Raw genomic sequence first — 25,260 nt, forward strand, 5'->3', positions numbered from 1 at the left:
TCGCGCAGGGCTGATGCCTGGCAGGGCTCGGCCGATGGTCTGGGATCTCCATCCGGAACGGTCTGCACGGCTTGCGTGCACAGATCCCAGGAGGGAAGGGGACGATCTGCTGAGTGTCCAGTCGTCAAAAAACAACGTCTGGAACGGACATGCCAAGGCGGAATGGCGCTGCAATGAAGCAGGCCTGCGTCGCGGGCGGTGCCGGCTACTCAAAGATCAAGAACATGCGCATCAGACTATCAGACCCCGGCAAGCCCGGGTTGAGCCGGTTTGTCGCGGTGCGCGGTTTCCCTTGCCCGCTGCTGGCCACTAATCTGGCAAGCTATGGAGTCTGCTCACTATTTCAGCGCACAGCCCGCGGGGCCGTTCAGCCGCAAGCCCCTCACGGTGGAACTGGCCGGCGCGACCCGCCGGCTCCAGACATCGGGCGGCATCTTCAGCCCCGACGGGATCGACAAGGGAACAGCGATCCTGCTTTCCGAGGTTCCGCCGCCGGCACCGCAGGGAAATCTGCTGGACATTGGCTGCGGCTGGGGTCCCATTGCGTTGACGATGGGGCTCATGGCGCCGCACGCGCGCGTCCACGCGGTTGATGTCAACGAGCGTTGTGTCACCCTGACCAACGAGAACGCCGCCCTGCTGGAGCTCGGGAATGTCACTGCGAGCCTGCCCGACGACGTCGACCCTGCCGTGATGTTCGACACCATCTGGTCAAACCCGCCCATCCGCATCGGCAAGGATGAACTCCACAACCTGCTGCTCAGGTGGCTTCCGCGGCTCGCCACGGGGGGAAACGCCTGGCTTGTGGTGCAGAAAAACCTTGGAGCGGACTCGCTTCAGCGTTGGTTGGCCGATACCCTCGACGGTTCCTTCTCGGTATCCCGGGAAAATACGTCGAAATCCTTCCGCGTGCTGCGGATCAGGAAAGCGTCCCGCTAGCGACAATCACCGCGGGGCCGCTGAGCTCCACGTGTTCGCGGCCGCTTTCTCCCGGGAAGAAGCGCACGCCGACGACGCCGCCCGGCACCTTGACGCGCCACGTGTCGGGAGCGCCTTCCCCGGCCCAGTGGCGGATGGCGACGGCGGCCGCGCAGGCACCGGTGCCGCACGATTGGGTCTCACCGACGCCGCGTTCGTGGACCCGCATGGTGATGTTGCCTACACCGTCGTGAACGAGGGGCTCCGCGGGAACCACGAATTCGACGTTGGTGCCGTTGGCCGGCTTGGGATCGACGACGGGCGCCTTGAAGAGCTGCGTTGATGTGAGCTCAGACAGTTCGGCCAATGCCACAACGGTGTGCGGGTTGCCCATGCTGACAGAGAGGGCAGGCCGGGCGACTTCCAGGCCGTCGGCGCTGACGAGGGAGTCCATGGCCTTGCTGGTGGCATCCTTGGGGAAAATGAACTCCCAAGGGCCCATGTCCACCGCGTAGCCGTCAGTGGTCCGGACAATCTTCTTGATGCCGCCGCGCGTCCCGATGGTCAGGGATTCACCGGCGTTGAGGGCGACAAGACCCTGCTCGATCAGGAATTGGACGAAGACGCGGACGCCGTTGCCGCACATCTCGGACAACGAGCCGTCGCCATTGCGGTAGTCCATGAACCACTCGGCATCGGAGTCAGCTTCGAGCAGCTGGAGGCCTTCGGGCAGGAATCGCGAAGGGACTGCTCGGATGAGCCCGTCCCCGCCGATGCCCACGTGGCGGTCACAAAGCGCTGCAACCTGCTCCGGAGAGATCTGGTGTGCGTCTTCGGGGTCCGCAATGAGGACGAAGTCGTTGCCCGTACCGTGCCCCTTGGAGAATGCCAGGCCGTGAAGACCGGAGGCGGGTACGGCACCGCCGGCAGCGGCAGGCTGCGGGGCGGAAAATGCAAGGGTTTCATCCATGGCTCAAGGCTACCTGCACTACGGGTTGCGCCTAAATCACCGACGCCGGGCTCGCGCAGATTTCTACTGCTTTGGCCACCAAATCCGGATCCTGCCAGTCAAGCCAGTGGATCCGGGGGTCTGCCCGGAACCAGGTGAGCTGGCGGCGCGCGAATTGCCGGGTGGCCACGATGGTTTCTTCGGCCGCGGTAGCCGGGTCGGACTCGCCGTCGAGGACCCGGAGGAACTGGGCATATCCGAGCGCCCGCGATGCCGTCTTGCCTTGTCGCAGTCCGGCGGCGTCCAGCCGCGCGACCTCTTCAAGAAGTCCCGCGTCGACCATCCCCAGGACGCGCTCGGCCAATCGTTCGCGCAGTACTCCGCGGTCGACGTCGAGCCCTATCTGCACGGCCGGCTGGAAGTACTCGCGCTTCGGCATGAAGGAGCTGAACGGACGCCCCGTGAGCTCGAAGACTTCCAGCGCGCGGATGACGCGGCGGGCGTCACCGAGCCTTCCGGCAGAAACGGGGTCGACGTGCTGCAAGCGTTCCTGGAGAGCTGGAAGACCGGATGTTTCGTGCTCCTGCTCCAGCCGTTGCCGTACGCCGGGGTCGGTGCCGGGAAATTCCAGGACATCCAACGCTGCCCGGACATAAAGGCCGGAGCCGCCCACCAGGATGGCACGCTTGCCTCGGTGATGAATATCGCGGATGGCGGCTCGGCAGTCGGTCTGGAAAGCGGAGACGCTCGCTTCCTCGGTGACATCCATCGTGTCCAGGAGGTGGTGGGGCACTCCCCTGCGTTCAGGGACGCTGATCTTGGCTGTGCCGATATCCATTCCACGGTAGAACTGCATGGCATCGGCGTTGATGACTTCGCCGTCGATCGCGAGGGCCAGGTGGACGGCGAGATCGGACTTACCGGAACCGGTGGGTCCGACGACGGCGATCACGGGCGGATTCGGATCCGCTGATCCGGCCGGCACTGCTGTCATGTCGGACTAGCCGCGTCGTACGGGGAGCGACGGCATGCCGAGGGAGACGCCCTTCGACCTTGAAGGCCCGACGCCGGCGCCCGCGGCACCCGGTGCCGGAGCGCCACAGGAATCCGCCTGCGAGCGGTCCCAAGCGTCGCCGGTACGGGAGCGCCTCAAGCTGTAGTCCGCCGTCGTCGCCGGATCGGAGACGAGGTGGAAGGCAGCAGCACCGGTGATCGTCACGGTGACGAAGTCGCCGGGCCGTGGGGTCTCTGCGCCTTCGGGAACGGAGAAGTGGACCAGCCGCTGGTCCTGGGAGCGGCCGGACAAGCGATGCGTTTCTTCGGCTTTGCGGCCGGACTGGGCCGTGACCAGAAGTTCAACCCGGCGTCCGAGCTGTTTCGCGTTCTCCTCGGCCGCAATGCGGTCCTGAAGGGCGGTCAGCCGCTCGTAGCGTTCCTGGACAACGGCCTTGGGGAGCTGTTCCGGAAGGTCCGCGGCCGGGGTTCCCGGGCGCTTGGAGTACTGGAAGGTGAAGGCTGAGGCGAAGCGCGACTTCTCGACGACGTCGAGCGTTGCTTGGAAGTCCTCTTCCGTCTCCCCGGGGAAGCCCACGATGATGTCGGTGGTGATCGCGGCGTGGGGAATCTTGTCACGGACCTTGTCCAGGATGCCCAGGAACTTGGTGGACCGGTAGGAGCGGCGCATGTCCTTGAGGACCTTGTCCGAGCCGGACTGGAGCGGCATGTGCAACTGCGGCATGACATTGGGGGTCTCGGCCATCGCGTCGATGACGTCGTCGGTGAAGGCGGCCGGGTGCGGGCTCGTAAAGCGGACACGCTCGAGGCCCTCGATGTCACCGCAGGCGCGCAGCAGTTTGGAGAAAGCCAGGCGGTCCCCGAATTCCACGCCGTAGGAGTTCACGTTCTGGCCGAGCAGGGTGACCTCGACGGCGCCGTCGTCCACCAACGCCTGGATTTCCGCCAGGATCTCGCCGGGACGGCGGTCCTTCTCCTTCCCGCGGAGCGACGGGACGATGCAGAACGTGCAGGTGTTGTTGCACCCGACCGAGATGGAAACCCAGCCCGAGTACACAGAGTCACGCTTGGTCGGCAAGGTGGAGGGAAAGACGTCCAGCGATTCCAGGATTTCGAGCTGTGCCTCGTTGTTGTGGCGGGCCCTGTCCAGCAACGCCGGGAGCGCCCCCACATTGTGGGTGCCGAACACGGCATCCACCCACGGAGCCTTGCGCACGATGGTTTCGCGGTCCTTTTGCGCCAGGCATCCGCCCACGGCGATCTGCATGCCCGGATGGGCAGCCTTGACCTGCTTGAGTTCCCCGAGGTTGCCGTAAAGCTTGTTGTCGGCGTTCTCACGGACTGCGCAGGTGTTGAAGACCACCACGTCGGCGACGCCGCCGTCGAAGGGTACGTATCCTGCATCCTCCAGGAGTCCTGCCATGCGCTCGGAGTCATGGACATTCATTTGGCAACCGAAGGTGCGGACCTGGTAGGTGCGCTTCGCACCGTGCTCGGGTGCGGGCTCGCTGACAGGGCCCGGAGCGGGCTGCTGAATGGGGGCTGGTGCTGGTGCTGCGGAAGGGGAACTCACCAATCTAGGGTAGCCCCTCGGACTAGTACCAGTTGAAGCCCATCTCATGCTGCCAAGCGTTGCAGGGCGAACCGTAGCGGTCGCGGATATAGCCGAGGCCCCAATCAATCTGTGTCCGGTAGTTGCTGAGCCAATCGCTGCCTGCCGAATAGTACTTGTCCGGCGGCAGCGCCTGCGCAACACCGTAGGCGCCGCTACTGGGATTGGTGGCATCTGTCATCCAGCTTGATTCCTGGGTCCACAGCTGCGACAGGCATTGCATTTGGTCCTGGCCCCAGCCGTAGGCGCCGAGCCGGGAGGACGCGTATTGCCGTGCGCCTGCGGGGTCGTTGACGACGTTTCCCCCGCCACCGCCTCCCCCTACGAAGCCGCCGCCGCTGCTGCCACCGCTGTTGTTGCTGCTGGCGCCTCCGCCGCTGCTGATCGGCGGCTGGACGGGTTGTTGGGCTTGCTGTGCTCTGTTGGCTGCCGCCAGGGCGTCGGCTTCAGCCTTGCGCTGTGCCGCCTCCCTCTTGGCCTCCTGGGCAGCCTGATAAGCGGCAAGCGCCACCTGGCCGTCCTGGTATTTCTGCGCGACTGCAGCAGAAGTGGACGTCAAGGACGCAAGCTGGGCGACCATGGTCTTTCGCTGGCCGTCCGTGGCGGCAACGCTGTCTTCGGCGGCGCGCCTCGCAGACTCCGCGGCCTGGGCCTTTGCCGCGGCGTCACTGTCCAACTGGGCCAAGACATCACGGGCAGCTTGTTCCTGCGCCGTTGCCGCGGCGGATGCCTGCGAAGCGCTCAGCGCATCATCGTGCAGCTTCGCAGTACGATCGAGGACCTTGTTCAGCAGGGCGAAATTTTGAATATTGTCCGGTGCGATGGCGGCATTCGCAAGGGACCAGGGCCCGGGATCGAAGCCGCCCGACTCGTATGCCTTGACCACCAGGGAGGAAGTGGCCTTCTTCAGTGAATCCGCTTTTGCCTTGGCCTGCTGGGACGCCTCCGCCAGTTTCTGCGTGACTGCCTGCTGATGCTGCAGGGCGTCATGGGCCTTCGCGTACTCAGTTCCCGCCTTGATGGCTGCCGCCCCGAGCTCGCCCGACTTCTGTTGAAGACCGGCCAATAACTGGTTGATGCGGTCCACTTCGGCGCTTGCGGCAGCTTCGTTCCCTTGGGCCTGCTGTACCTCCGCCCAGCTGGGATAGCCCGACGGCGGGGCATCGTCGTCCGCGGAAGCCGGGCCTGCTTGGAGAAGCGACGCCACAAGCAAGGGCACAATGATTGCCGAAAGCCGTAACGATAACGGATTCATTGGATCTGACCTGCTTCCCGACTCGGAACACTAGTCCAGAACCCTAGCCGAAGACCGCCAAGAAGCCACACATCCCCGCCGCCCGGGACAATACTCACAGGCAGCTCTCAGTTACGCCGGCGACGCCGCCTAGCCGATGTCGTCTGCTTCACCACCACCGCGCACCCCTGCACCGTGGGACTCCGCCTCCCCCGACAATGCTTCGTCCAGGACCTCGCCAACAATCCGGAACGCGGCCGATGGTTGGTAGCCCTTACGGGCAAGCATCGACGCGAGCCGCCGGGTTTGCTTGTCCCGCTCGGTCCTGTCGGAAAGGTCTGTTCCGGCCCTCAAACGGCGGGCGACCAGGTCCCTGGCAGCGTTCCGCTCGTCGTCATCGCTCACTTGCGCGAGCGCTTTCTCGGCCGTTTCAGCGTCGATGCCTTTGTCCGCCAATTCGCGTCTCAAGGCACCCCGGGCGAGTTTCCTCGACTGCGCACGGCTGCGGACCCACATCTCCGCGAAGTCGGCGTCATCAATGAGCCGGACTTCCTCGAAGCGATCCAGAACGGCTTCAGCCACGTCTTCCGGTACATTCCGTTCAGCCAGTTTGCGCGCAAGCTGAAGCCTGCTCTTGGGTGAATTGGTGAGTTGACGGAGCACAATGGCCCGGGCAACTGCTTCCGGATTGGCTTCAGGGTCTGCCGCCACGGACGAATCCGCAGACGGACCCCAAGACCGGGAGTTGCCCTGACGCTTAGCCGTCAACGGCCTTCAGCTTCGGAGATTTCTCGGCTTCGGCAGGCTTGACTACTCCGACGCCAAGCTTTTCCTTGATCAGCCGCTCGAGGTCCGCTGCCAGCTCAGGGTTGTCGCGCAGGAAGCGGCGGGAGTTCTCCATGCCCTGCCCAAGCTGGTCACCGTCATAGGTGAACCATGAACCGGACTTCTTGATGATGCCGTGCTCGACGCCCATGTCGATGATGCCGCCCTCACGGGAAATGCCCTGGCCGTAGATGATGTCGAACTCCGCGATCTTGAAGGGCGGAGCCATCTTGTTTTTGACGATCTTGGCCTTGGTGCGGTTACCTACCGAATCCGCGCCTTCCTTCAGCGTCTGGATGCGTCGGACGTCGATGCGGATGGAAGCGTAGAACTTCAGCGCCTTACCACCGGTAGTGGTTTCCGGGGAACCGAAGAAAACGCCGATCTTCTCACGGAGCTGGTTGATGAAGATAGCAGTCGTCTTCGTCTGGCTCAGGCGGCCGGTGATCTTACGCAGGGCCTGGCTCATGAGACGGGCCTGGAGGCCGACGTGGGAGTCGCCCATTTCGCCTTCGATTTCAGCGCGGGGAACCAAGGCTGCGACGGAGTCGATGACGATGACGTCCAAGGAGCCTGAGCCGATCAGCATGTCCATGATCTCGAGCGCCTGCTCACCCGTATCCGGCTGCGAAACCAGCAGGGCGTCTGTATCGACGCCCAGTTTTGCAGCATACTCGGGATCGAGGGCGTGCTCGGCGTCGATAAATGCCGCGATGCCGCCCTGGCGCTGGGCGTTGGCCACAGCGTGAAGTGCGACGGTGGTCTTACCCGAGGATTCCGGACCATAGATTTCGACGACACGGCCACGAGGCAGCCCGCCAATACCAAGAGCGACATCCAAGGCGATGGAACCAGTGGGAATAACTTCGATGGGCGCCCGGACTTCGTCCCCAAGGCGCATGACCGAGCCCTTGCCGAATTGCTTGTCGATCTGGGCAAGCGCTGCCTCGAGCGCCTTCTCACGATCCTGATTTGCCGCCATGGTTCACACCTCTGATGCTTTCTCGCTGTGGACTGGCCTGAACGGCCGCTTTCCTGTCTCATCCGACGCTAGTACGAGCCGCTGACAATTTTGTGTGCGACTTCGCCTATGTGGACAACTACGGGTGTCGAAAGACACGGAAACCGCTCCGCCAGGATCAATTTTCCTCTGAAAGGAGCATAGCCTCATCCGAACAGATATTCGAACAAATTTGCGGGCGTGTCCGCCAGGAACCGGAACTCAGAACGTTCCGGAACCCTTGTCGGCGGGTTTGGTGTCCCTGCCGAGACGTCGCTCCGGAGGAACGTCCTGGACGTCGCACAGGGCAAGCCAGACGTCGCGGGGGCTGTAGCCCGCTGCCAAGGCGTCGTTTGCCGTACGGCCACCGACGCCGGCCAATACAAGGGAGCTGCTGAGGACCCGGGAGTAGCCAGCCCCGAATTCATCGTCCATCAGCCGCCAGAAGTCACTGATCCGCACCAATAGAGTCTCTCATGGGAGCGGACTCTAGAATGGTTGTCATGAGCAACACTCCCGACGACGCGCCAGAGATGCTGGAGGAAGGCGACAACGTCGACGCCGCCCTCCAGCAGGTGGAACACCAGCTGAGCATGTTCTGGCGACGCGCACGATCGCTGTCCCACCAGCTATCCCGGCAGGTCCATCCCGACATGGAACCAGCCGCATACGGACTGCTGTCGATCATCCGGAAGGAGGGTCCGATCCGCCTGACGGAGCTCGCCTCGTGCATCGGCGTCGGGAAGCCTTCAGTGAGCCGCCAGATCGCGTTCCTCGAAAGCATCGGCATGGTCTACAAGGAAGCCGACCCCCAGGATGGCCGCGCACAATCGATCCGGCTCACCCCCAAAGGCGAAGAAAAGATGCACCAGGTCCAGGACGCACGCCGGCAGGTATTCCGGGAGCGCCTGGGTGAGTGGCCCCTGGAAGAAATCCAGACGCTGGCGGACTACATAGAACGGCTCAACGCTGCCTACGGCGAAGGAATCGGCAAGGACTGATCGCGCCAACCCCACAAAAGACCAAAGAAGGAGGGCCTCCATATGGAGGCCCTCCTTCTTGCTTCAAGCATGTGCCGATGTTTCGGCGCAGACGTTTCGGCGCAATGGATCCCGCAGCGAGGCCTGAACCTCACGCCGCCAACTGCGTGCCGGCGCCGGGTCCGCCTAGTGGGCTCCGGAGAGCATGCCCTGGGTGAAATCGTCGTTCAGTTCGGCGCTGAGCTCGCGGTCAAGATCGCGGCCGTAGCGCTGCGCGAATTCCTGCGGGACGGTGTCCGGAACAGCGACGCCTTCGGCGACGGCAACCCGGTCACTGACCTCGCGGAGCATGCCGGACAACGGAACGTCCAGAGCCGAGCAGATCGAGGACAGCAGCTCTGAGGATGCTTCCTTCTGGCCGCGCTCAACTTCGCTCAGGTAGCCAAGGGAAACGCGGGCGCTGTGTGAGACTTCACGGAGCGTACGGCCCTGACGCTGGCGGACATCGCGCAGGACATCACCAATTTCGTGACGCAGAACAACCATTTTGCGCTCCTTCTGTTCGCTCGGTGCCTTCTCGGCCAAGCCCACATCCTTCCAGCGGACAACGCCGTTTACGGATACGGGCTGCTTAACCATCTGTATCGCCTTGCTCCCTCGTGAGTCCGGTTCACCTTGCCGGTGTACCGGTTGTTTTTTACATCCTAGGCGCCCCGGCCATTCCGGGGCGACACAATGTAACAACTATTGGGCCGCTGTTTTTGTTCCCGGCTACTTTACGTGCGGTAGGTCGGTATGGACAAGGCACTCCAGCAAGCGCTCCAGTGCGGCTGCCGTTGCCTGCGCACGGATACTTGGCCGATCTCCCGGAAAGGAGTAGGCATGCGCTGTGGCTCCGCCCTGGGTGGCGACGCCAATGAAGACCGTGCCAACCGGCTTCCCGTCGTGCGGCAAAGGCCCCGCAACCCCCGTAGTGGAGACCCCGACGTCGGCCCCGCATGCGTGCCTGGCACCGTCGGCCATGGCCGCAGCCACCTCGGCGTCGACGGATCCGACGGCGGAAAGCAGCTCCTCGGACACCCCCAGGATTCCGGCCTTGACCGCATTCTGATAGGCGACCACCCCGCCCTGGAGCATGCCTGACGCCCCTGGAGTATCAGCGAGGGTGGCGGCAACCATCCCGGCTGTCAGGGATTCCGCGGTAGCCACTGTGACGCCCCGCTCGATGGCGAGGGCGACGGCGGAAGCGGCCACCTCATCAGCGGTAGGGCTCATGCGCGCTTGCCTGCCGAGCGAAGCTTTGCTGCTTCGATCACGTATTCGACGCCGGTCCACACCGTGATGACGAGGGCGACGATCATGACCCAGAAGGCCACGCTGACGAGCCACGGCGCGAAAGAATTCAGCGGCAGGATGTAGAGGAAGATCGCGACAGTCTGGACGGCGGTCTTGAGCTTGCCGCCTCGCGAGGCGGGCATCACGCCATAGCGGATGACAAAGAAGCGCAAGGCGGTGATGCCCCATTCGCGCACGAGGATGAGGATGGTGATCCACCACGGCAGCTCCCCCAGCGCCGACAGGAGAACGAGGGCCGATCCGATAAGCAACTTGTCGGCAATGGGGTCCGCGATCTTGCCGAAGTTGGTGACGAGGTTGCGGCTCCGGGCGATGTCGCCGTCGAGCTTGTCTGTATAGATCGCCACGGCGAAGGCCACTACGGCGGCCCAGCGCCAGATGCCGTGCTGGCTGTTGTCCTCCAGAAGGAACCAAACGAAAAACGGGACCAGGACAATTCGAAGCATCGTCAGGATGTTGGGCAGGTTCCAGATATCGGAGCTGCTGGAACCGGCTTTGCTGCCGTCGGATGTAGTCACCCCTCTAGGCTACCGTCCGGTCAATGACCAGTCGTCTTCGCCGCCCTCGTCCTCGTCATCGATGCCGTCTGCTCCGTCGTGGTATTCCGTGACCTGCTTGCGGCGTTCGAGATCGGTGGCCACGAGGTCCTCTGCATAGCCGCCGACGGCGATGTTCGCGTTCGCGTTCTCACTCAGGGCAGCCGTGTGCGCATCGGGCGTAGCCGGAGCCTCCTGGCCCTTCATGGCCGCCAGCACGGGACCGAGGTCGTCCGGCTTGACCAGGACATCGCGGGCCTTGGAACCCTCGGACGGCCCCACGACACCCCGCGATTCCAGCAGGTCCATGAGGCGGCCGGCCTTGGCGAAGCCGACGCGGAGCTTGCGCTGCAACATCGACGTCGAGCCGAACTGGGTGGTGACCACGAGTTCGGTGGCCTGGAGCAGGACCTCGAGATCGTCCCCGATGTCGTCGTCGATCTGCTTCCTCTGCGCCTCGGGCGCGACGTCGTCCCGATAGACGGCCTTGAGTTGGCCCTTGACGTGCTCCACCACGCGGTGGATCTCGGACTCCGTGACCCAGGCGCCCTGCACGCGCATAGCCTTGGAGGCACCCATCGGCAGGAAGAGCGCGTCACCCTGGCCAATGAGCTTTTCCGCGCCCGGTTGGTCCAGGACCACACGGGAGTCGGTGACAGAGGAGGTCGCGAACGCCATACGCGAGGGGACGTTCGCCTTGATCAGGCCGGTGACGACGTCAACGGAAGGACGCTGGGTGGCCAGGACCAGGTGGATGCCGGCAGCACGGGCGAGCTGGGTGATCCGGACAATCGAGTCTTCGACATCGCGCGGGGCCACCATCATGAGGTCGGCAAGCTCGTCCACGATCACCAGCAAATAAGGGTAGGGCTTGATGATGCGCTTGGAATCAACCGGCGGAACAACCTTGCCGGCGCGGACGGCCTTGTTGAAGTCGTCGATGTGCTTGAAGCCGTAGTTGGCGAGGTCATCGTAGCGGGCGTCCATTTCGCGCACTACCCACTGAAGTGCCTCGGCAGCCTTCTTGGGATTGGTGATGATGGGCGTGATGAGGTGCGGAACACCCTCATACGCGGTCAGTTCGACGCGCTTGGGGTCCACCATGACCATGCGGACCTCATCGGGCGTCGCGCGCATCAGGATCGAGGTGATCATGGAGTTCACGAACGACGACTTACCGGCACCCGTGGCACCCGCCACGAGCAAGTGAGGCATCTTGGCGAGGTTCGCGACGACGTAGCCGCCCTCGACGTCCTTGCCGACGCCCATCACCATGGGGTGGTCTGTCCGCCTGGCGTTCTGGCTGCGCAGGACATCGCCAAGGGACACGGTCTCGCGGTCGGTGTTGGGGATTTCGATGCCGATGGCCGACTTGCCCGGGATCGGGCTGAGGATACGGACATCACTCGATGCCACGGCGTAGGAGATGTTCTTGGACAACGCTGTGACGCGCTCCACTTTGGTGCCGGAAGCAAGTTCGATCTCGTAGCGGGTCACGGTAGGGCCTCGGCTGAAGCCGGTGACAGTGGCGTCCACGTTGAACTGTTGCAAGGTGTCCGTGAGGGCGGCCACGACGGCGTCGTTCGCTTCCGTTCGCTCCTTCGGGATGGAACCCGGAGTCAGGTTGTCCGAGGACGGCAGCGTGTAGGTGACGTCCCCGGCGAGCGAAAGTTGTTCGGTGCGCTGCGGGATCGGCGTCGGGGGCGGGGGCGGACCGACGGGCGCCGAAGGCACGATGACCGGCGGCACCGCCGGCGAAAGTGCAGCGGTCGGCGCCACCAGGGGGATCGCTTCGGTGGCGTTGTCCGCAACCGCCTTCGGGCTTCCAAGTCCCTGTGCACTTCCAAGACCCTGGGCGGCTTTGATCTTCTCGACGGCGAGTTCGGCCTGGGTCGGCCTGCGCACCCCGGGCGGCACGGCCGGCCCGCCCTTTGCGGGAGGGGCATCGTCGTCGACGATTGCGTGTTCGAAGGCCTCGTCGCCGACATAGCCCTCAAGCGTGGGGTCGTCGTCGTGGTCCTTGCCGAAGAAGCGCTTGCGGCGCTTCTTCTTCGGTTCGACGGCCGCCTCGTTTTCGTACAGGTAGCTGCGGTCGTGGGAATCGCCGTGCTGCGCGTCGGCATCCACCAGGTCGACGCCCATGAGGTGCTCGTAGGCGCCTCGGATACGCCGGGGAATGGCGCCGAAGGGCGTGGCCGTGACAATCAGGAGGGAGACGAATGCCAAGGCGCCGTAGACGATGACGGGTACTGCGGGGTGGATAGCGGCAAGAGGCGAGGCTGCGAGGAAGCCGAGCATCCCGCCCGCGCGCCGGAGGCCCTCGAAGCCATCGGCGACGGTCGGCTGGCCCCCGATAATGTGGGCCAAGCCGGTGCCGGCGAACGTCATGATCAGGAAGCCGATGCCCACGCGGTTGTTGCCACGGCTGTCCCACGGCTGCCGGAAGAGCCGGAAAGCGCAGACGAAAAGTATGAGCGGAAGAAGCAGGGATACCCAGCCGACGGTTCCGTTCACGATGCTGTAGACAACGTCCGGGAACCAGCCTTTGAAGCCCCACCAGGCGAAGGTAGCTATGAAAACACCGAGCGCCAGGTTGAAAAGCGCGGCGCCGTCCCGGCGGTCTGCGGGATCAAGGTCACTGACGTCGTGGCCGATCCGGCGGATGCCCGCACCCACCACGTGCCCGATTCCCAGCCAGACACCGGCAAGCGCGCGCAGGATCCACGGCTGTTGGGGTTCGACGACGGCGGCCTGCTTGCCGCGGGCGGTGCCTGTGCCGCTCCGGCCGGTCTTGGCCGGGTTCCGGCCGCTGCCCGAGCCGCCGGATTTGCTATTGGAGCTGCCTCTAGGCGCGGAGGTAGTACGAGTCGCCATATCGGCCACGCTACCCCAATCCGACCGGAAACCCGCGGATTTCAGGGGCGCGGAGGAACCATGTTGCCCCTGTTGAACAATCTGCGGACCCGGTTTCACATCGAGCCTGCCTGAAACACGAATGGCCCGGTTCGCTTGAACCGGGCCGTTCGGAGCCTGACACCGACGCCTGTGCCGGAACCGCCTGCAGGGCTAGGCCTCCAGGATTAGGCCTCCAAGACCAACGGGATAATCATGGGGCGCCGGCGGAGCTTGCGGTTGACCCACGTGCCGATCACACGACGCACCACTTGCTGGAGCTGGTGGGTGGTGTGGTCCGCGTGGTGGAGCACTGCGTCTTCAAGGGCCGCGTTGATCTTGGGGATGATCTCGTCAAAGACGGAATCGTCTTCAGCCACCCCGCGGGCGTGGATTTCCGGGCCCGAGACGATCTTGCCGGTGGTCCGGTTGATCACGGTGATAACGGAGATGAAGCCCTCGTCGCCGAGGATCCGGCGGTCCTTGAGGTCGGCGTCGGTGATTTCACCCACGCTGGAGCCGTCCACATAGACGAAGCCCACTTCCACCTGGCCCACCACGTTGGCTTTGTGGTCCCTGACGTCAATGACCGTGCCGTTGTCGCTGAGGATGACGCGGTCCGAGGGCACGCCGGACTCTTCCGCCAGGTTGCCATTGGCGATGAGGTGCCGGGTTTCGCCGTGCACAGGCATCGCGTTCAGGGGCTTGAGGATGTTGTAGCAGTAGAGCAGTTCGCCGGCCGCCGCGTGGCCGGAGACGTGCACTTTGGCGTTGCCCTTGTGGACGACGTCCGCACCGAGCTTGAGCAGCCCGTTGATGATCCGGTAGACCGCGTTCTCGTTGCCCGGGATGAGGCTCGAGGCCAGAATGACGGTATCGCCCTGGCCGACCACCACGCGGTGGTCTCCGTTGGCCATGCGGGACAGCGCTGCCATGGGCTCGCCTTGGGAGCCCGTAGACATCAGGACTACGCGGTGGTCCGGAAGGTTGTCGATGTTCTTGATGTCCACGAGGATTCCCGGCGGGACGTCAAGGTAGCCCAGTTTCGCGGCGATAGCCATGTTGCGCACCATGGAACGGCCCACGAAGGCGACATTGCGGCCATGCTTGGCGGCAGCGTCGAGCACTTGCTGGACCCGGTGCACGTGCGAGGAGAAGGACGCTACGATGATGCGCTTCTTGGCTTGGCCGAACAAGCGGTCCAGGGTGGGACCGATTTCCTTTTCCGCCGTGGTGAAGCCGGGGACGTCCGCGTTGGTGGAGTCGGCCATGAACAGGTCCACCCCTTCTTCGCCCAGTCGGGCGAAGTGGCGCAGGTCCGTGATGCGGCCGTCGAGGGGCAACTGGTCCATCTTGAAGTCGCCCGTATGCAGCACGTTGCCGCCGGCGGTGCGGATGAAGACGGCCAAGGCGTCCGGAATGGAGTGGTTGACGGCAACGAATTCACATTCGAAGGGGCCGAATTGCTCCACCTGTCCTTCGGCGACCGTGAGCGTGTACGGCTTGATCCGGTGTTCCTGGAGCTTGGCCTCAACGAGGGCAAGCGTCAGCTGGGAGCCGACCAACGGCAGGTCCGGACGCAGGCGCAGAAGGTACGGCACAGCGCCGATGTGGTCTTCGTGGCCGTGCGTCAGGACGATGGCAACGACGTCGTCGAGCCTGTCCTCGATGTACGAGAAATCGGGCAGGATCAGGTCAACACCCGGCTGGGTCTCTTCAGGGAAGAGGACGCCGCAGTCAACTACCAGCAGCTTGCCGTTGATTTCGAAAACGGCCATGTTGCGGCCGATCTCCCCCAGCCCGCCAAGGGGCACAATCCGGAGCGTTCCCTGCGGAAGTTTGGGCGGGGTGACAAGTCCGGGAAGGGCGGTTTGGGTCATAATGCGCTACTTTCCGGCGGAATCATTCTAGACAGTGAAGTCCATTCCAGCTTCCGCCAAGTCCTCGCGGATGATTGCGATCTCGGCGGCGTCCGGCTCCACGAGGGGCAAACGGACAACCGAGTTGGGCAGGACTCCCTGCCATTTAAGAATTTGTTTGGCGGCGACGGCGCCTTGGACCCGGGTCATGGTTGCACGGATCACGGGCTCGAGTTCGAAGTTGATCTTGCGTGCCGTGCCAAGGTCGTTCGAGTTGATGGCGTCGATGAGCTCACGGAAACGGCGGGTGGCAACGTGGGTGGTGACGCCAATCAGGCCCACCGCACCCATGGCCATCCACTGGAGGGTCAGGCCGTCGTCCCCCGAGTAGAAAAGAAGATCGGTTTCCGCCATGACCCGGGTGGCCGCGGCGAAATCGGCTTTGGCATCCTTGACCGCAACGATGTTGGGGTGGGAGGCAAGGCCGATCATGGTCTCCGGCGTGATCTGAATGGAGGAGCGTCCGGGAATGTCATAGAGCATGACGGGGAGCTCGGTGGCGGACGCGATGGCCTCGAAGTGGGCGCGGACGCCGGCCTGGCTCGGCTTGTTGTAGTACGGAGTGACGATCAAGAGTCCGTCGACGCCGAGCTTCGCGGCTTCCTGGGAGAGGTGCACCGAGTGCGCGGTGTCATTGGTTCCGGTTCCCGCGATGATGGCCGCGCGACCACCTACGGCTTCCTTCACGGCGCGGAACATGCCGAGGTTTTCCTCATCGGTGAGCGTGGATGTCTCCCCGGTTGTTCCGGTGACGACCAAGCCATCGCAGCCGTCGTCAACAAGCTTGACTGCCAGTTCCGCTGCCTGCTTGTAGTCAACTTCGCCGTCCTTGGTGAACGGGGTGACCATGGCGGTCAGAAGGGTACCGAGAGCAGGAACGTTCGCACGAGAGTCAGACATATGAAAAACGTTACCCTGTCAGCTGCGGGTTAGGAGAATGGGGCCCGCGTGATTGTCGTCAAATTCAACGAAATGGGAGCAAGGCCTCAGGCTGAAGCGTCGCTATGGCAATTGCCGAACCGCGGACCTCGAGCTGGGTGAGGGCGCGGCCGTCCGGCCCCCAGGCGCCGCTGAGTCCACACGAATCGCCAATGGCACCGGAACCGCCCATATTGGCCAACACACTGAACATGCGATTGTCCATGGACCGGGCTCCGAGATGGAGGCCCAGCCGATGTTCTTCGCCTTGAAGGTAGACGCCGGAGACGGCATAAAGGTCCGCTCCCGCCTCGGCCTCCGAAGACGCGTGGGACGGGACGGCCGCGTCGAAACAAATGGCCAGGGCAATCCGCCACCCATCGAGTTCAAGGAGAGCCGGGCCAGCTCCCGGCACGAACAGCTCCCGCTCGGCCCCGTGCAGGTGGGTCTTGAACGCCGGCGCAGCATCCCCGGTGGGCCGGATGACAAGGGAAGCCAGGCGTGGGGTGCCATTACCTTCCCGGAATCCGGCGCCCACAATCACCGTTATGCCCGTTCGACTGGCGGTTTCACGGATGCGTTCAAGCCTCGGATCCCCCGGAGTCACCCAGGCTTCCTCATCGGCGTGCAGTTCGAGGTCATAGCCCGTCAGCGACAACTCAGGGAAGACGACGAGGCGACCTCCCCGCGAATGGGCATGCTCGATGTGGCGCACATGCTCCGGCACGTTGGCGGGCACACCGCCGTCGAGCGCTTCGTATTGAACGGCAGCAACAGTGAGGGCAGAAGTCACCCAGCCATCCTAGACCGGCCCGCTTACGCGGGGCCGCTTTGACAGCCGGACCGATCGCCGCCGAAATTCGCTGGGTTGCCCGGATTCTTCCGCCCGGGCTTCGCGGGCGCCTCCGGCTTGGCTGGCGCCTCCGGCGAGCAATACAGCGCAACCGCTGACTCCCGCAAGCGGTCTGCCCACGCTCCCAGCCGCTGGGCGGCCCGCACATAGTCGAACAATTCAACGGGGGTCAACGATTCGAGGTCAGTCTCCTCAAGCCGCCTGGCGAGTTCGGCGCCCGGCTGCTGTTCGCCCAGAACGGTTCCCTCGCGCCGCCACTGCACATCTTCAGGCGGCTCCCCTGCCACAAGCTGCCGGAAGAGGAAATCGACGACGCCCGGGCTCATCGCCTTCATGGGCCCATCCAGGCCTTGGGGATAGCCGTTCGGCCGCTTCGAAGGATCGTTCATGCAGCCATGGTATTCGAACATATATTCGAACACAAGGTGTGCTTCCTTCTTGGCGGCAGCTGCTACCGCTCCGCCGTGGTGGGCTCAGTGCGGAAGAGGCGCACGGCGTCGCGCATGGATTCCCTTGCGCGCTTGCGGTCGCCCGCGGCATCGTAGGCGCAACTGAGCCGGAACCAGGAACGCCAGTCCTCGGGGGCGGCCTCGGCCTCCTCGCGGTACTTCTCAAACTCGGCGTCCGCGGCGGCACGCACGATGCGGCCTCCCGGTGTACGGGGCAAGTTGTCCACGGGCAGCCCGCCTTCGGCTTCGAGCACCTTGGCCATCTTCTCCGTGCGTGCACCGAACACAAGCTCGCGGATCAATGCCCATGCCCCGATGAGGGGAAGCACCAGGTAGGCAGCGCCGATTCCCTTGGCGACCAGGTTCGCGTCACCGAGCAGCAGGATCGAGCGTTCGAAGGTGACCACGAGGTAGAGAACCAACAACAGGGTGACGGCACCCACCCAGATCTTGGTGCGGTTCTCCTTGAATGCGTTCCAGAGCGAGCCCATGCGCCTACAGCCCCAGATCCAGATAGCCGTCCAGGCCGACTGTCAGCCCGGGGTGGGACGCCACATTGCGCAGTCCCAGCAACACGCCGGGCATGAAGGACGCCCGGTCGAAGGAATCGTGGCGGATGGTCAGTTGCTCTCCCGGCCCGCCGAGGAGCACTTCCTGATGTGCCACGAGTCCGCGCAGGCGGACGCTGTGGACGCGGACACCGTCTACGTCGCAACCGCGGGCGCCATCAAGGGCGGTGTTCGTGGCATCCGGGCTTGCCGGGACACCGGCTTCTTCGCGGGCGGCGGCAATGAGTTGGGCCGTGCGGACGGCTGTGCCCGAGGGAGCATCAACCTTGTTCGGGTGGTGCAGCTCGATGATTTCCACCGATTCGAAATACTTGGAGGCCTTGGCGGCGAAGGCCGAGGCGAGGACGGACCCGAGGGCGAAGTTGGGGGCGATAAGGACGCCTGCCCCCGGGTTCGCCGCAAGCAAGCCGCGCAAGGCCGCGAGCCGCGCCGCGTCCCAACCGGTGGTGCCAACAACAGCGTGCATGCCGTGTTCGACGGCGAAGCGGACGTTCGCTTCGGTGCTGTCCGGAACGGTCAGGTCGACGACATACTTGGCGCCGGCGTCGAGCAGGGTGTCAAGGGAATCGCCGCGGCCGAGCGCCGCGACGAGCTTCATGTCGGAGGCTGCCTCCACCGCTTTGACGGCTTCGATACCCATGCGGCCCTGGGCGCCCAGAACGGCGACGGCAAGTTGTTCGGTCATGCCCTTAACCCTACCGGGCGGCGCGCACCGGGATTTTCGCCGTCGGGTTCACCCTTAGTCGCGGGTCGGAGCGACAGAACGCGGTCGTACGAGCTTTCGAACGCCCAGAACGATTAGTCCCAAGACCGAGCCGGCGACGACTGCAAGGATGAGCATGGCAACGATCGGAATCACCAGCGAATCAGCACCGATTTCTTCCCGAGCCGCCTCGAGTCCCGGGATGCTGATTGCGATAACGAGCGCCGCCACCACCTGCATGGGCACAAGGAACCAGGGCCACGATTGGATTTTCTTGGACATGGGATCATTTTCCTTTCAATCGCAGAGCAGCCAGGAGAAGCACTCCGCTGGACCAGATCGTAAGAAGAAGGAGCGCTCCCCAGGGCCCAAGGTTGTCCCCGGGCTCGGGCGTGGCGCTGATCGCTTGCCCGACCAGTATCCCGATGGTGATGTTCGCTACTGCCGTAGCGCCCGGGACTCCACTCAGTCCGGCGATGAGGAGCGTGATCGGTGCAAGCCAAAAAACGGTGATGATGACGATCGCGGCGACGGTGGCTGAGCGCACCGCGTACCCGAGCCCTGCGCCGAAGCATGAGGCGAGGACGACTGCAGCGATCGAACGCACTACCGCGGCGACGGAGTCAACAGAGAAGGGCGCGGGTGTCCCGCCCAACACGGCAGCGAACACGCCGCCCATGAGCATGGCGAGCAACGCAAGTGCTGCGGCGAACCCGCTGTACCCGAGTGCACTCGCCGCAAGGAGCCGGCCGCGGCGCGGGACGAGCAACATTCGGAAGCCGATCGCTCCCGTCTGGTAGTCCCGGCCTACACCGATGGCCGCCGCCAGGGCTGCCACGAACGCGAAGATGTCGACCCCGGCCGTCGCGATACCCGTCAGATCCTGTGCCGGAGAAGACACCTTTCGATAGATCGCTTGCCCCACGCCGAGCGCGAGCGGTACGGCTGCTCCCAGCAACAGCACGACCACGGATGTTCGGGTCCGGATGATCCGTGCCGTCTCCGCGGACACGAGCTCGGCCGGCCGTTGCGTGTGGTGGTGGTGAGCGATTCGGATGGGTGGGCGCGGCATCCTCAACGAGCCTCTCCTTCTACCTTCGTGTGCACGATCCGTCGATACACGTCGTCAAGAGAGACTCTCTCGGTGCGAAGCTCGTCCAAGACAAGCCCATGCGCAGCTGCAAGGGAGAACACCTCACGCGCTGTGATGTCTGCGACGACGACGGCGCGAGCGTCTGCCTCGACGATGGTGGCACCGTTTCCCTCTGCGAGCGCGATGAGCTTGCTGACGTCTTCGCTTACGACGTGGACGTGCGCCCCGGCTCCTCGTGCGAGGTCGGCAAGGCTGCTTCGGAGTTTGAGTACACCGTTGTTGATCAGCACGACGTCGTCGGCCACAAGCTCGAGCTCGGTGATGATGTGCGACGAAAGGAGAATCGCGGCTCCGTCATCGCGAAGCTGCATGAGCAGGTGACGCAGCCACTGGATACCCGACGGGTCGAGACCATTGAGCGGCTCATCAAGGACGTAGTTGCCCGGGTTGCCCAAGATGGCTGCGGCGAGCGCGAGACGCTGCCTCATGCCAAGGGAAAGCTCGCGTACCCTCCGTCTGCGGGCCCCACCAAGGCCGACCACGTCCAACACCTGTTCGGCCCGCGCGTTGTCCACTCCCTGAACCCTGGCGCAGTACCGCAGGAGCTCGATAGCCCGTAGCTCAGGGATCAGCGCCCCGGCGTCGAGGACCGCCCCAACGTGCTGGCGTGCGTTGGGAAGCTCCCCATACGGGCGTCCATCGAACAACGCCCGTCCCGAATCGGGCTTCTCAAGGCCGAGGGCGGTTCGCATGGTGGTGGTCTTGCCAGCGCCGTTAGGCCCGATGAAGCCGACGATGCGGCCGTCCTCGACGCTGAACGTGACGTCATCAACCCGTGTCCGTCCACCGTATGACTTCGTGAGTCCGATCACTTCGATCATGGTGCGTGGACCTGGACACGTGAGAGCGCCTCCGTCAGCGTCGCGTGACCCGGGGGCCGGAGGAATGCTCTGATCGTCCACGGCATGGTGCCGCCGACACGGAAGGCGAGTACGCAAAATCGCCATCCGGACCCGTTGCCGAAGACGGTAGTGAAGGTGAGGCTTGTTGAGGGGAGCACCCACGTCCTAGTGCCGAGCACTCCCGATCTCACTCGCCACAGCCGGCTGTCTCGGGAGAAGTCAGCGCGCTTAACCATCAGCTGCGCCACCGCGATGGCGATCGCCGCGGACGCTGTGATCGTGACGACAACCGGCGGTGAAAGCAAAGCCGCAAGCGTGCCCGCCGCGACGCTGCCCGCAATCAAGCCTGCGCACCATCCCAGGACCGGATTGACGCCGGCGACCTCATCGCCGCTGACGATCCGGAATCGCGGAAGGTACTGTGCGAGGAATCCGTCGATGTCTGAGTGGCGTGCAATCGGGATCACAACTGTACGGCTCGCACTGCCGGCCCCCTGCGCCCGCAGGATTACTCGCAGCGAGCACCGCCCGAACACCCGCATCACCACGTTCTGCCGCATTTCGAGTGCGTCGATTCGGTCGACACGGATGGATTGGTCCATGGTCGATATCAGCCCGTGCGATACCCTCATCTTCAGCGTGCCGTCTGAGTCGGGTTCCACACGGACGAGCATCTTCGCATATTTCAGATAAGCCACTAAGGCCCCGTAAGCGACATTCGCGGCGAGCAGCAAGGGCATCGCAGCCAGCACAAGGGCCGGATGCGCTCGCCACTGGTCTAGAACCCAGTCGAGCTGAGCAACACCACTGTTCCCCGTGATCCGGGTGATCAACGACCAAAGCACTGGAACCAGAAGCATGTACTTGCCGTAGGTGACGGAGATAAGCCAACAGTCTGCGTTCCGAAGCGAAACCGCGTTCGCCACCCCGGAGGGCGTTTCGATAACGCCTTCCACAGATGCCTCTTGCCGGGCGGACCCTGCGGCAGTATTGACATCCTTGGCCTTCAGGGTCGGACGAACACCGTAGACGCGCGCGATCTCATCGACCTGGTCACGTCTGACCGCGTGGAGAAGCGGGCTGGCCCGTCCTCCCGCAGTACTCTGCACCCGCACTTCGAACAGCTTCCACAACCGGTCCAGGCCGCCCTGCGAGAGATGGACACCAGCGATATCGCTGCGAGCGATGGTCAAGGTCTCCCGCGAGAAGAGGCCTCGTCGATAGTGGAAGCCGTCTGACCGGACATCCCAGGTGGTCGCAAAGTAATCGTAGAAGATCACATAGATGCGCGTGTAGACGAAGTATGCGAGGAGCACCCACAACGCCACGGCAATCCCGCCTTGGAACGCGGAGAGCGCGACGACGAGCCCGATGACGATGAATACAGATTGTGGCAGCGTCTTCAGGAATCTGACCAGCATCAACAGTGGCGAATTGCGCATCACTCGGCCCCACTTTCGACGTTTTTCAACGCCCCCCGCAGCCGCTCAGCATCCCGGTCGTCGAGGCAGGGAACCATGAACTCCCTGCCCAGTACACCTACGTGCACACTTGCAAGTCGAAAATTGCGCAGCACGGGACCGCGTCGAAGCCGGACATAGAGAATCTGCGCCCTCGGCACGAACGTCTCACGTCGAACCCATCGGCCCTGACCGATCGACAGGCCCAGCGGCTCCACTCCATAACGGAAGGTCAGGGCTCGTCGAGGGTTGACGATCAGGCACTCAGTGACCGTCGAGACAACGGTCACCCCCACCAAGACAACGAGGACAATCGCGAGCCAGCCGTCTTGAAAGACAAGACGCAAGACGAGCAACACGACGCAAGCGATCAGCCCGGTGCAGACGGAAGCGATGTTCCACACTGTCACCGCGCGGCGGCTCACCACTGCCGAAGACGTCCCGCCAGCGTCATCTGTCTCCCCCACTCCCACCATCCCCCTCAATATCCTCGCGGGTCGTGAATTTTCGTTGTAGTCTCCGCATCACCTGCTCGCGCACGGTGGTACGAGACGGGAAAGGGCGGCCCTGTGTGTGGCTGGGCGCGCCCTTTCCCGCTGCTCACAGCCCGAGGATGTCTCGGATCCGCCGAACGATCCACTCGATCGTCCGGCCGGCGTTGAGCCAGTCCAGAACCGTGCGCCAGTTGGCCGTCACCCAGTTGACCGCGAGGGAACCCAAGTGCATGACTGCTCGGATGACAGCCAGAATGATGGCAGGCATCGACCCACCTCACCTTCCTCTCAGTGCGACCTTGTTGTCGCCACTGACTACGATTCATCCCGACCTCCCGCCTCAAACACCGTCATCCGTATCGAGTCAGACATCCTTCGAATGCACCCGTTTCTCCCCGCAATGCAACCCAACGTTAGCCGACGCTAATCCTCTGACTGCACGTTCCTTGGGGCCATCTTCCTTCTGGACCCGCCGACGGCGCGTCGCCTCGGAGCTACTGCCAACTTCCCGACGACCAAAGCGTCACCGGCATAGCTACTTTCGTATAACTGGTCCGCTAGAACCTGGGCATCGTCGCCGTCACGGTCCACCCTTTTTCATCACCGCCTGCCTCGAATGTTCCACCCAGCAGCATCACACGATCGTTCATCCGCTTCAGCCCGTACCCCGTCGCATCAGCGGTCTCGTCCCCTCTGCCGCCGGACGGAGCATTCCAGACCTGCAAAGTGACCCATTCACGATCAAACGTGACCGCCAAACGAATCGACGGGGTCTGCCGAGCGTGCTTCATCACGTTGGTGACTGCCTCACGAGCGATGTGCACGAGCGTGGTCTCGATGCTGCTCGAAATTGAAATCTCACTGCCGGGGAAGGAGAGCTCCACCGAGGCTCCCATCGAGCCGAGTCCCAGTCGTAATGATTCCAACGTCGCTGCCAAGGACACGGCACCTGGCCCGGCGCCTCCGACGGTCTCGTCCGTCCCCTGGACTAAACGCAGCATCCGACGGATGTCTGTGAGCGCCTGTGTAGCGGCATCGGTGATCGCACGCCTCGATCTGTCTCTAGTCACGGGATCGTCCACCAGTTCGAGGGCCCGGGCCTGCATGACAACGGTCGTGATGTCGTGGGCAATGATGTTGTGCAGCTCATCGGCGATTCGATCCCGCTCCATTTGTACGGCGGCCGCCGATTCCCTTTTGAGCCGATCAATGTGAGCAGCAAGCTGATGCTCCCTCGCTCGACCTCCGCGGAACCCCCAACCGATCAGTCCTGAAGCAAGGCCAACGGCAACGCTCCCGACCCCGCCGCCTTGTACAAGCCCCTGGCCAACCCCTTCGGCAACCATCGCCAACGCCACTGTGACGACGCAGTATGAGACGCTCAGCCACCGCCCGCACGTACTCGTGACCAAGCCGACCGAGACGGCAAGGGCCAGAGAGTAAGGCCCACCCGCACCAAGCAATGTTGCGGCGAGGCCGCATGCCACGAGCACCGTCGCCGCCACGGGAGGCCGCCAGGCGAAAGCACCGATTGCGATGAGCGCGCCGACGTAAACGATCGCGGTGGGCATCGGCGTCTGGGCAAGTAACGCCAGCACACCATCCACGAGCAGCGCCACCGCGACGACGGCCGCCAATGCGAGACGAGCACCGGCCGGCAACGCTGTGAACGCCCAGAAGCCACGAAAACCAACAGACCCGTGGGCATTGCGGGTAGCCTCTGGCGGACCGCTTCGCTTCATCCCCCAATTATCCAGATGAAGCGCCCCGACGCTCAGGCACACTAGTCAAGTCCCCTTCTGCCTGAAAGTACCAACAACCTGATCGTCGCAGCCTGCAGGCACAGGTTCTACCGACGAAAGTTGATTCCTCGCGCGACTTTCGTCTGATCTGAGAGTCGACTCCCGACGCCTACACTGTAGGAATGGAGGGCGTGCGTGTTCTGATCGTCGATGACGAAGCCCTCGTGCGACACGCACTGCGCATCTTCCTAGAGTCGGCCCCGGCCACAGTTGTGGCCGGAGAAGCCGTAAATGGAACGGAAGCCGTCGAGCAGTACCGCATGTTGCAACCGGACGTCGTGCTGATGGACATCCAGATGCCGGTGATGAACGGCATTGAGGCGACAGAGATGATCACTGCCGAGTACCCGGACGCCCGGGTCCTTGCAGTGACCACATTCTCTTCCGAAAGCCACGTCATCTCCGCGCTCAGGGCCGGAGCCTCCGGTTATCTTGTGAAGGACACGCATCCGGACGAGATCGTCAGCGCCATCTTGGACGTGCACGCTGAAATGTCAGTGCTCTCGCCGCGCATAACTCGTGGACTCATCGCAGCCGTCCGAGACACGGCCAACCCCAACGGTCATGTCTCGCTCTCCCGCGCCCAAGCGCTCACGGAACGCGAACTATCGATTGTGGTGTTTCTCGCGCAGGGTATGTCAAACGCCGAGATAGCGCAGGCCCTCCACCTCCCAGAGGCGACGGTCAAGTCGAACCTCGGGCGCATCATGAACAAATGGGACGTGCGCGACCGCGTCCAAGTACTCATCCATGCGGTGCGCACAAATCTCGTGACGTTGTAG

At 63.7% G+C, this 25,260-nt stretch carries 27 protein-coding genes; 3 read left to right on the plus strand and 24 right to left on the minus strand.

The window, feature by feature from the left end; genetic code table 11:
• Positions 1 to 324: 324 nt before the first annotated feature.
• Positions 325 to 939 carry a class I SAM-dependent methyltransferase gene (locus AB4074_RS16135; RefSeq protein ID WP_441414288.1) on the plus strand — a complete coding sequence of 205 codons (615 nt, stop codon included), beginning with the start codon at positions 325 to 327 and terminating at the stop codon, positions 937 to 939.
• Here AB4074_RS16135 and dapF read toward each other — a convergent pair.
• The 7 genes from dapF to AB4074_RS16170 all read right to left on the minus strand — a co-directional run bounded on the left by dapF (position 920) and on the right by AB4074_RS16170 (position 8,014).
• On the minus strand, positions 920 to 1,888 hold the full coding sequence (dapF, locus tag AB4074_RS16140; RefSeq protein ID WP_441414289.1) for a diaminopimelate epimerase: 969 nt from the start codon (positions 1,886 to 1,888) through the stop codon (positions 920 to 922). The two genes, AB4074_RS16135 and dapF, sit on opposite strands and share 20 nt — an antisense overlap.
• A 31-nt stretch (positions 1,889 to 1,919) precedes the next feature.
• A complete protein-coding gene (miaA, locus tag AB4074_RS16145) occupies positions 1,920 to 2,861 on the minus strand; it encodes a tRNA (adenosine(37)-N6)-dimethylallyltransferase MiaA (protein WP_441414290.1) in 942 nt (313 codons plus the stop codon).
• 6 nt (positions 2,862 to 2,867) lie between these two features.
• Positions 2,868 to 4,502, minus strand: coding sequence for a tRNA (N6-isopentenyl adenosine(37)-C2)-methylthiotransferase MiaB (gene miaB / locus AB4074_RS16150; protein ID WP_441414291.1), 1,635 nt, complete (start codon positions 4,500 to 4,502; stop codon positions 2,868 to 2,870).
• Positions 4,477 to 5,748, minus strand: coding sequence for a lytic transglycosylase domain-containing protein (locus AB4074_RS16155; RefSeq protein ID WP_441414292.1), 1,272 nt, complete (start codon positions 5,746 to 5,748; stop codon positions 4,477 to 4,479). Before AB4074_RS16155 ends, miaB begins: the two co-directional genes overlap by 26 nt.
• A gap of 129 nt (positions 5,749 to 5,877) precedes the next feature.
• A complete protein-coding gene (locus tag AB4074_RS16160) occupies positions 5,878 to 6,438 on the minus strand; it encodes a regulatory protein RecX (protein ID WP_441414293.1) in 561 nt (186 codons plus the stop codon).
• Positions 6,439 to 6,484: 46 nt separating this feature from the next.
• Positions 6,485 to 7,534, minus strand: coding sequence for a recombinase RecA (gene recA, locus AB4074_RS16165; RefSeq protein WP_234753124.1), 1,050 nt, complete (start codon positions 7,532 to 7,534; stop codon positions 6,485 to 6,487).
• A gap of 240 nt (positions 7,535 to 7,774) precedes the next feature.
• Positions 7,775 to 8,014: a DUF3046 domain-containing protein gene (locus tag AB4074_RS16170; protein WP_441414294.1), complete on the minus strand. Its 240-nt coding sequence runs from the start codon at positions 8,012 to 8,014 to the stop codon at positions 7,775 to 7,777.
• A 41-nt stretch (positions 8,015 to 8,055) separates the two neighbouring features.
• Here AB4074_RS16170 and AB4074_RS16175 point away from each other — a divergent pair, with 41 nt between their 5' ends.
• Positions 8,056 to 8,553 carry a MarR family winged helix-turn-helix transcriptional regulator gene (locus AB4074_RS16175; RefSeq protein ID WP_441414295.1) on the plus strand — a complete coding sequence of 166 codons (498 nt, stop codon included), beginning with the start codon at positions 8,056 to 8,058 and terminating at the stop codon, positions 8,551 to 8,553.
• A 165-nt stretch (positions 8,554 to 8,718) separates the two neighbouring features.
• Here AB4074_RS16175 and AB4074_RS16180 read toward each other — a convergent pair whose 3' ends face one another.
• From AB4074_RS16180 to AB4074_RS16260, 17 genes are all read right to left on the minus strand, one after another.
• Positions 8,719 to 9,171, minus strand: a complete 453-nt coding sequence (locus AB4074_RS16180; RefSeq protein WP_441414296.1) for a helix-turn-helix domain-containing protein — start codon at positions 9,169 to 9,171, stop codon at positions 8,719 to 8,721.
• Positions 9,172 to 9,303: 132 nt separating this feature from the next.
• On the minus strand, positions 9,304 to 9,807 hold the full coding sequence (locus tag AB4074_RS16185; protein WP_441414297.1) for a CinA family protein: 504 nt from the start codon (positions 9,805 to 9,807) through the stop codon (positions 9,304 to 9,306).
• Positions 9,804 to 10,406 carry a CDP-diacylglycerol--glycerol-3-phosphate 3-phosphatidyltransferase gene (gene pgsA / locus AB4074_RS16190; protein ID WP_234753121.1) on the minus strand — a complete coding sequence of 201 codons (603 nt, stop codon included), beginning with the start codon at positions 10,404 to 10,406 and terminating at the stop codon, positions 9,804 to 9,806. The genes AB4074_RS16185 and pgsA overlap by 4 nt, the downstream gene beginning before the upstream one ends.
• A 9-nt stretch (positions 10,407 to 10,415) precedes the next feature.
• A complete protein-coding gene (locus AB4074_RS16195; RefSeq protein ID WP_441414298.1) occupies positions 10,416 to 13,298 on the minus strand; it encodes a DNA translocase FtsK in 2,883 nt (960 codons plus the stop codon).
• A gap of 206 nt (positions 13,299 to 13,504) precedes the next feature.
• Positions 13,505 to 15,196, minus strand: a complete 1,692-nt coding sequence (locus tag AB4074_RS16200; protein WP_441414299.1) for a ribonuclease J — start codon at positions 15,194 to 15,196, stop codon at positions 13,505 to 13,507.
• 27 nt (positions 15,197 to 15,223) lie between these two features.
• Positions 15,224 to 16,135, minus strand: coding sequence for a 4-hydroxy-tetrahydrodipicolinate synthase (gene dapA / locus AB4074_RS16205; protein WP_441414300.1), 912 nt, complete (start codon positions 16,133 to 16,135; stop codon positions 15,224 to 15,226).
• 64 nt (positions 16,136 to 16,199) lie between these two features.
• Complete coding sequence (locus tag AB4074_RS16210) at positions 16,200 to 16,946, minus strand: carbon-nitrogen hydrolase family protein (protein WP_441414301.1); 747 nt, start codon at positions 16,944 to 16,946, stop codon at positions 16,200 to 16,202.
• Positions 16,947 to 16,969: 23 nt separating this feature from the next.
• Positions 16,970 to 17,395: a hypothetical protein gene (locus tag AB4074_RS16215; protein WP_441414302.1), complete on the minus strand. Its 426-nt coding sequence runs from the start codon at positions 17,393 to 17,395 to the stop codon at positions 16,970 to 16,972.
• Between the two features lie 62 nt (positions 17,396 to 17,457).
• On the minus strand, positions 17,458 to 17,946 hold the full coding sequence (locus AB4074_RS16220) for a hypothetical protein (protein ID WP_441414303.1): 489 nt from the start codon (positions 17,944 to 17,946) through the stop codon (positions 17,458 to 17,460).
• 4 nt (positions 17,947 to 17,950) lie between these two features.
• Positions 17,951 to 18,709, minus strand: coding sequence for a 4-hydroxy-tetrahydrodipicolinate reductase (gene dapB, locus AB4074_RS16225; protein ID WP_441414304.1), 759 nt, complete (start codon positions 18,707 to 18,709; stop codon positions 17,951 to 17,953).
• A gap of 54 nt (positions 18,710 to 18,763) precedes the next feature.
• The gene (locus AB4074_RS16230) at positions 18,764 to 19,009 is read right to left on the minus strand and encodes a hypothetical protein (protein WP_441414305.1); all 246 of its coding nucleotides are present in this window, start codon (positions 19,007 to 19,009) and stop codon (positions 18,764 to 18,766) included.
• Positions 19,010 to 19,013: 4 nt separating this feature from the next.
• The gene (locus tag AB4074_RS16235; RefSeq protein WP_441414306.1) at positions 19,014 to 19,799 is read right to left on the minus strand and encodes a hypothetical protein; all 786 of its coding nucleotides are present in this window, start codon (positions 19,797 to 19,799) and stop codon (positions 19,014 to 19,016) included.
• A gap of 2 nt (positions 19,800 to 19,801) precedes the next feature.
• Complete coding sequence (locus tag AB4074_RS16240; protein ID WP_441414307.1) at positions 19,802 to 20,701, minus strand: ABC transporter ATP-binding protein; 900 nt, start codon at positions 20,699 to 20,701, stop codon at positions 19,802 to 19,804.
• Positions 20,698 to 22,164 carry a PH domain-containing protein gene (locus AB4074_RS16245; RefSeq protein ID WP_441414308.1) on the minus strand — a complete coding sequence of 489 codons (1,467 nt, stop codon included), beginning with the start codon at positions 22,162 to 22,164 and terminating at the stop codon, positions 20,698 to 20,700. The genes AB4074_RS16240 and AB4074_RS16245 overlap by 4 nt, the downstream gene beginning before the upstream one ends.
• Positions 22,164 to 22,649, minus strand: coding sequence for a PH domain-containing protein (locus AB4074_RS16250; protein ID WP_441414309.1), 486 nt, complete (start codon positions 22,647 to 22,649; stop codon positions 22,164 to 22,166). Before AB4074_RS16250 ends, AB4074_RS16245 begins: the two co-directional genes overlap by 1 nt.
• A 133-nt stretch (positions 22,650 to 22,782) precedes the next feature.
• Entirely contained in the window at positions 22,783 to 22,944 is a 162-nt protein-coding gene (locus tag AB4074_RS16255) for an aureocin A53 family class IId bacteriocin (protein ID WP_441414310.1), read from the minus strand.
• Positions 22,945 to 23,233: 289 nt separating this feature from the next.
• Complete coding sequence (locus AB4074_RS16260; protein ID WP_441414311.1) at positions 23,234 to 24,418, minus strand: sensor histidine kinase; 1,185 nt, start codon at positions 24,416 to 24,418, stop codon at positions 23,234 to 23,236.
• Between the two features lie 182 nt (positions 24,419 to 24,600).
• On the opposite strand from AB4074_RS16260, the gene AB4074_RS16265 reads away from it, so the two are divergent.
• Positions 24,601 to 25,260 carry a response regulator gene (locus tag AB4074_RS16265; RefSeq protein ID WP_441414312.1) on the plus strand — a complete coding sequence of 220 codons (660 nt, stop codon included), beginning with the start codon at positions 24,601 to 24,603 and terminating at the stop codon, positions 25,258 to 25,260.

Origin of the sequence: Arthrobacter sp. 2MCAF14, assembly GCF_052115645.1 — a bacterium.
In the GTDB taxonomy this organism is placed as follows: domain Bacteria; phylum Actinomycetota; class Actinomycetes; order Actinomycetales; family Micrococcaceae; genus Arthrobacter.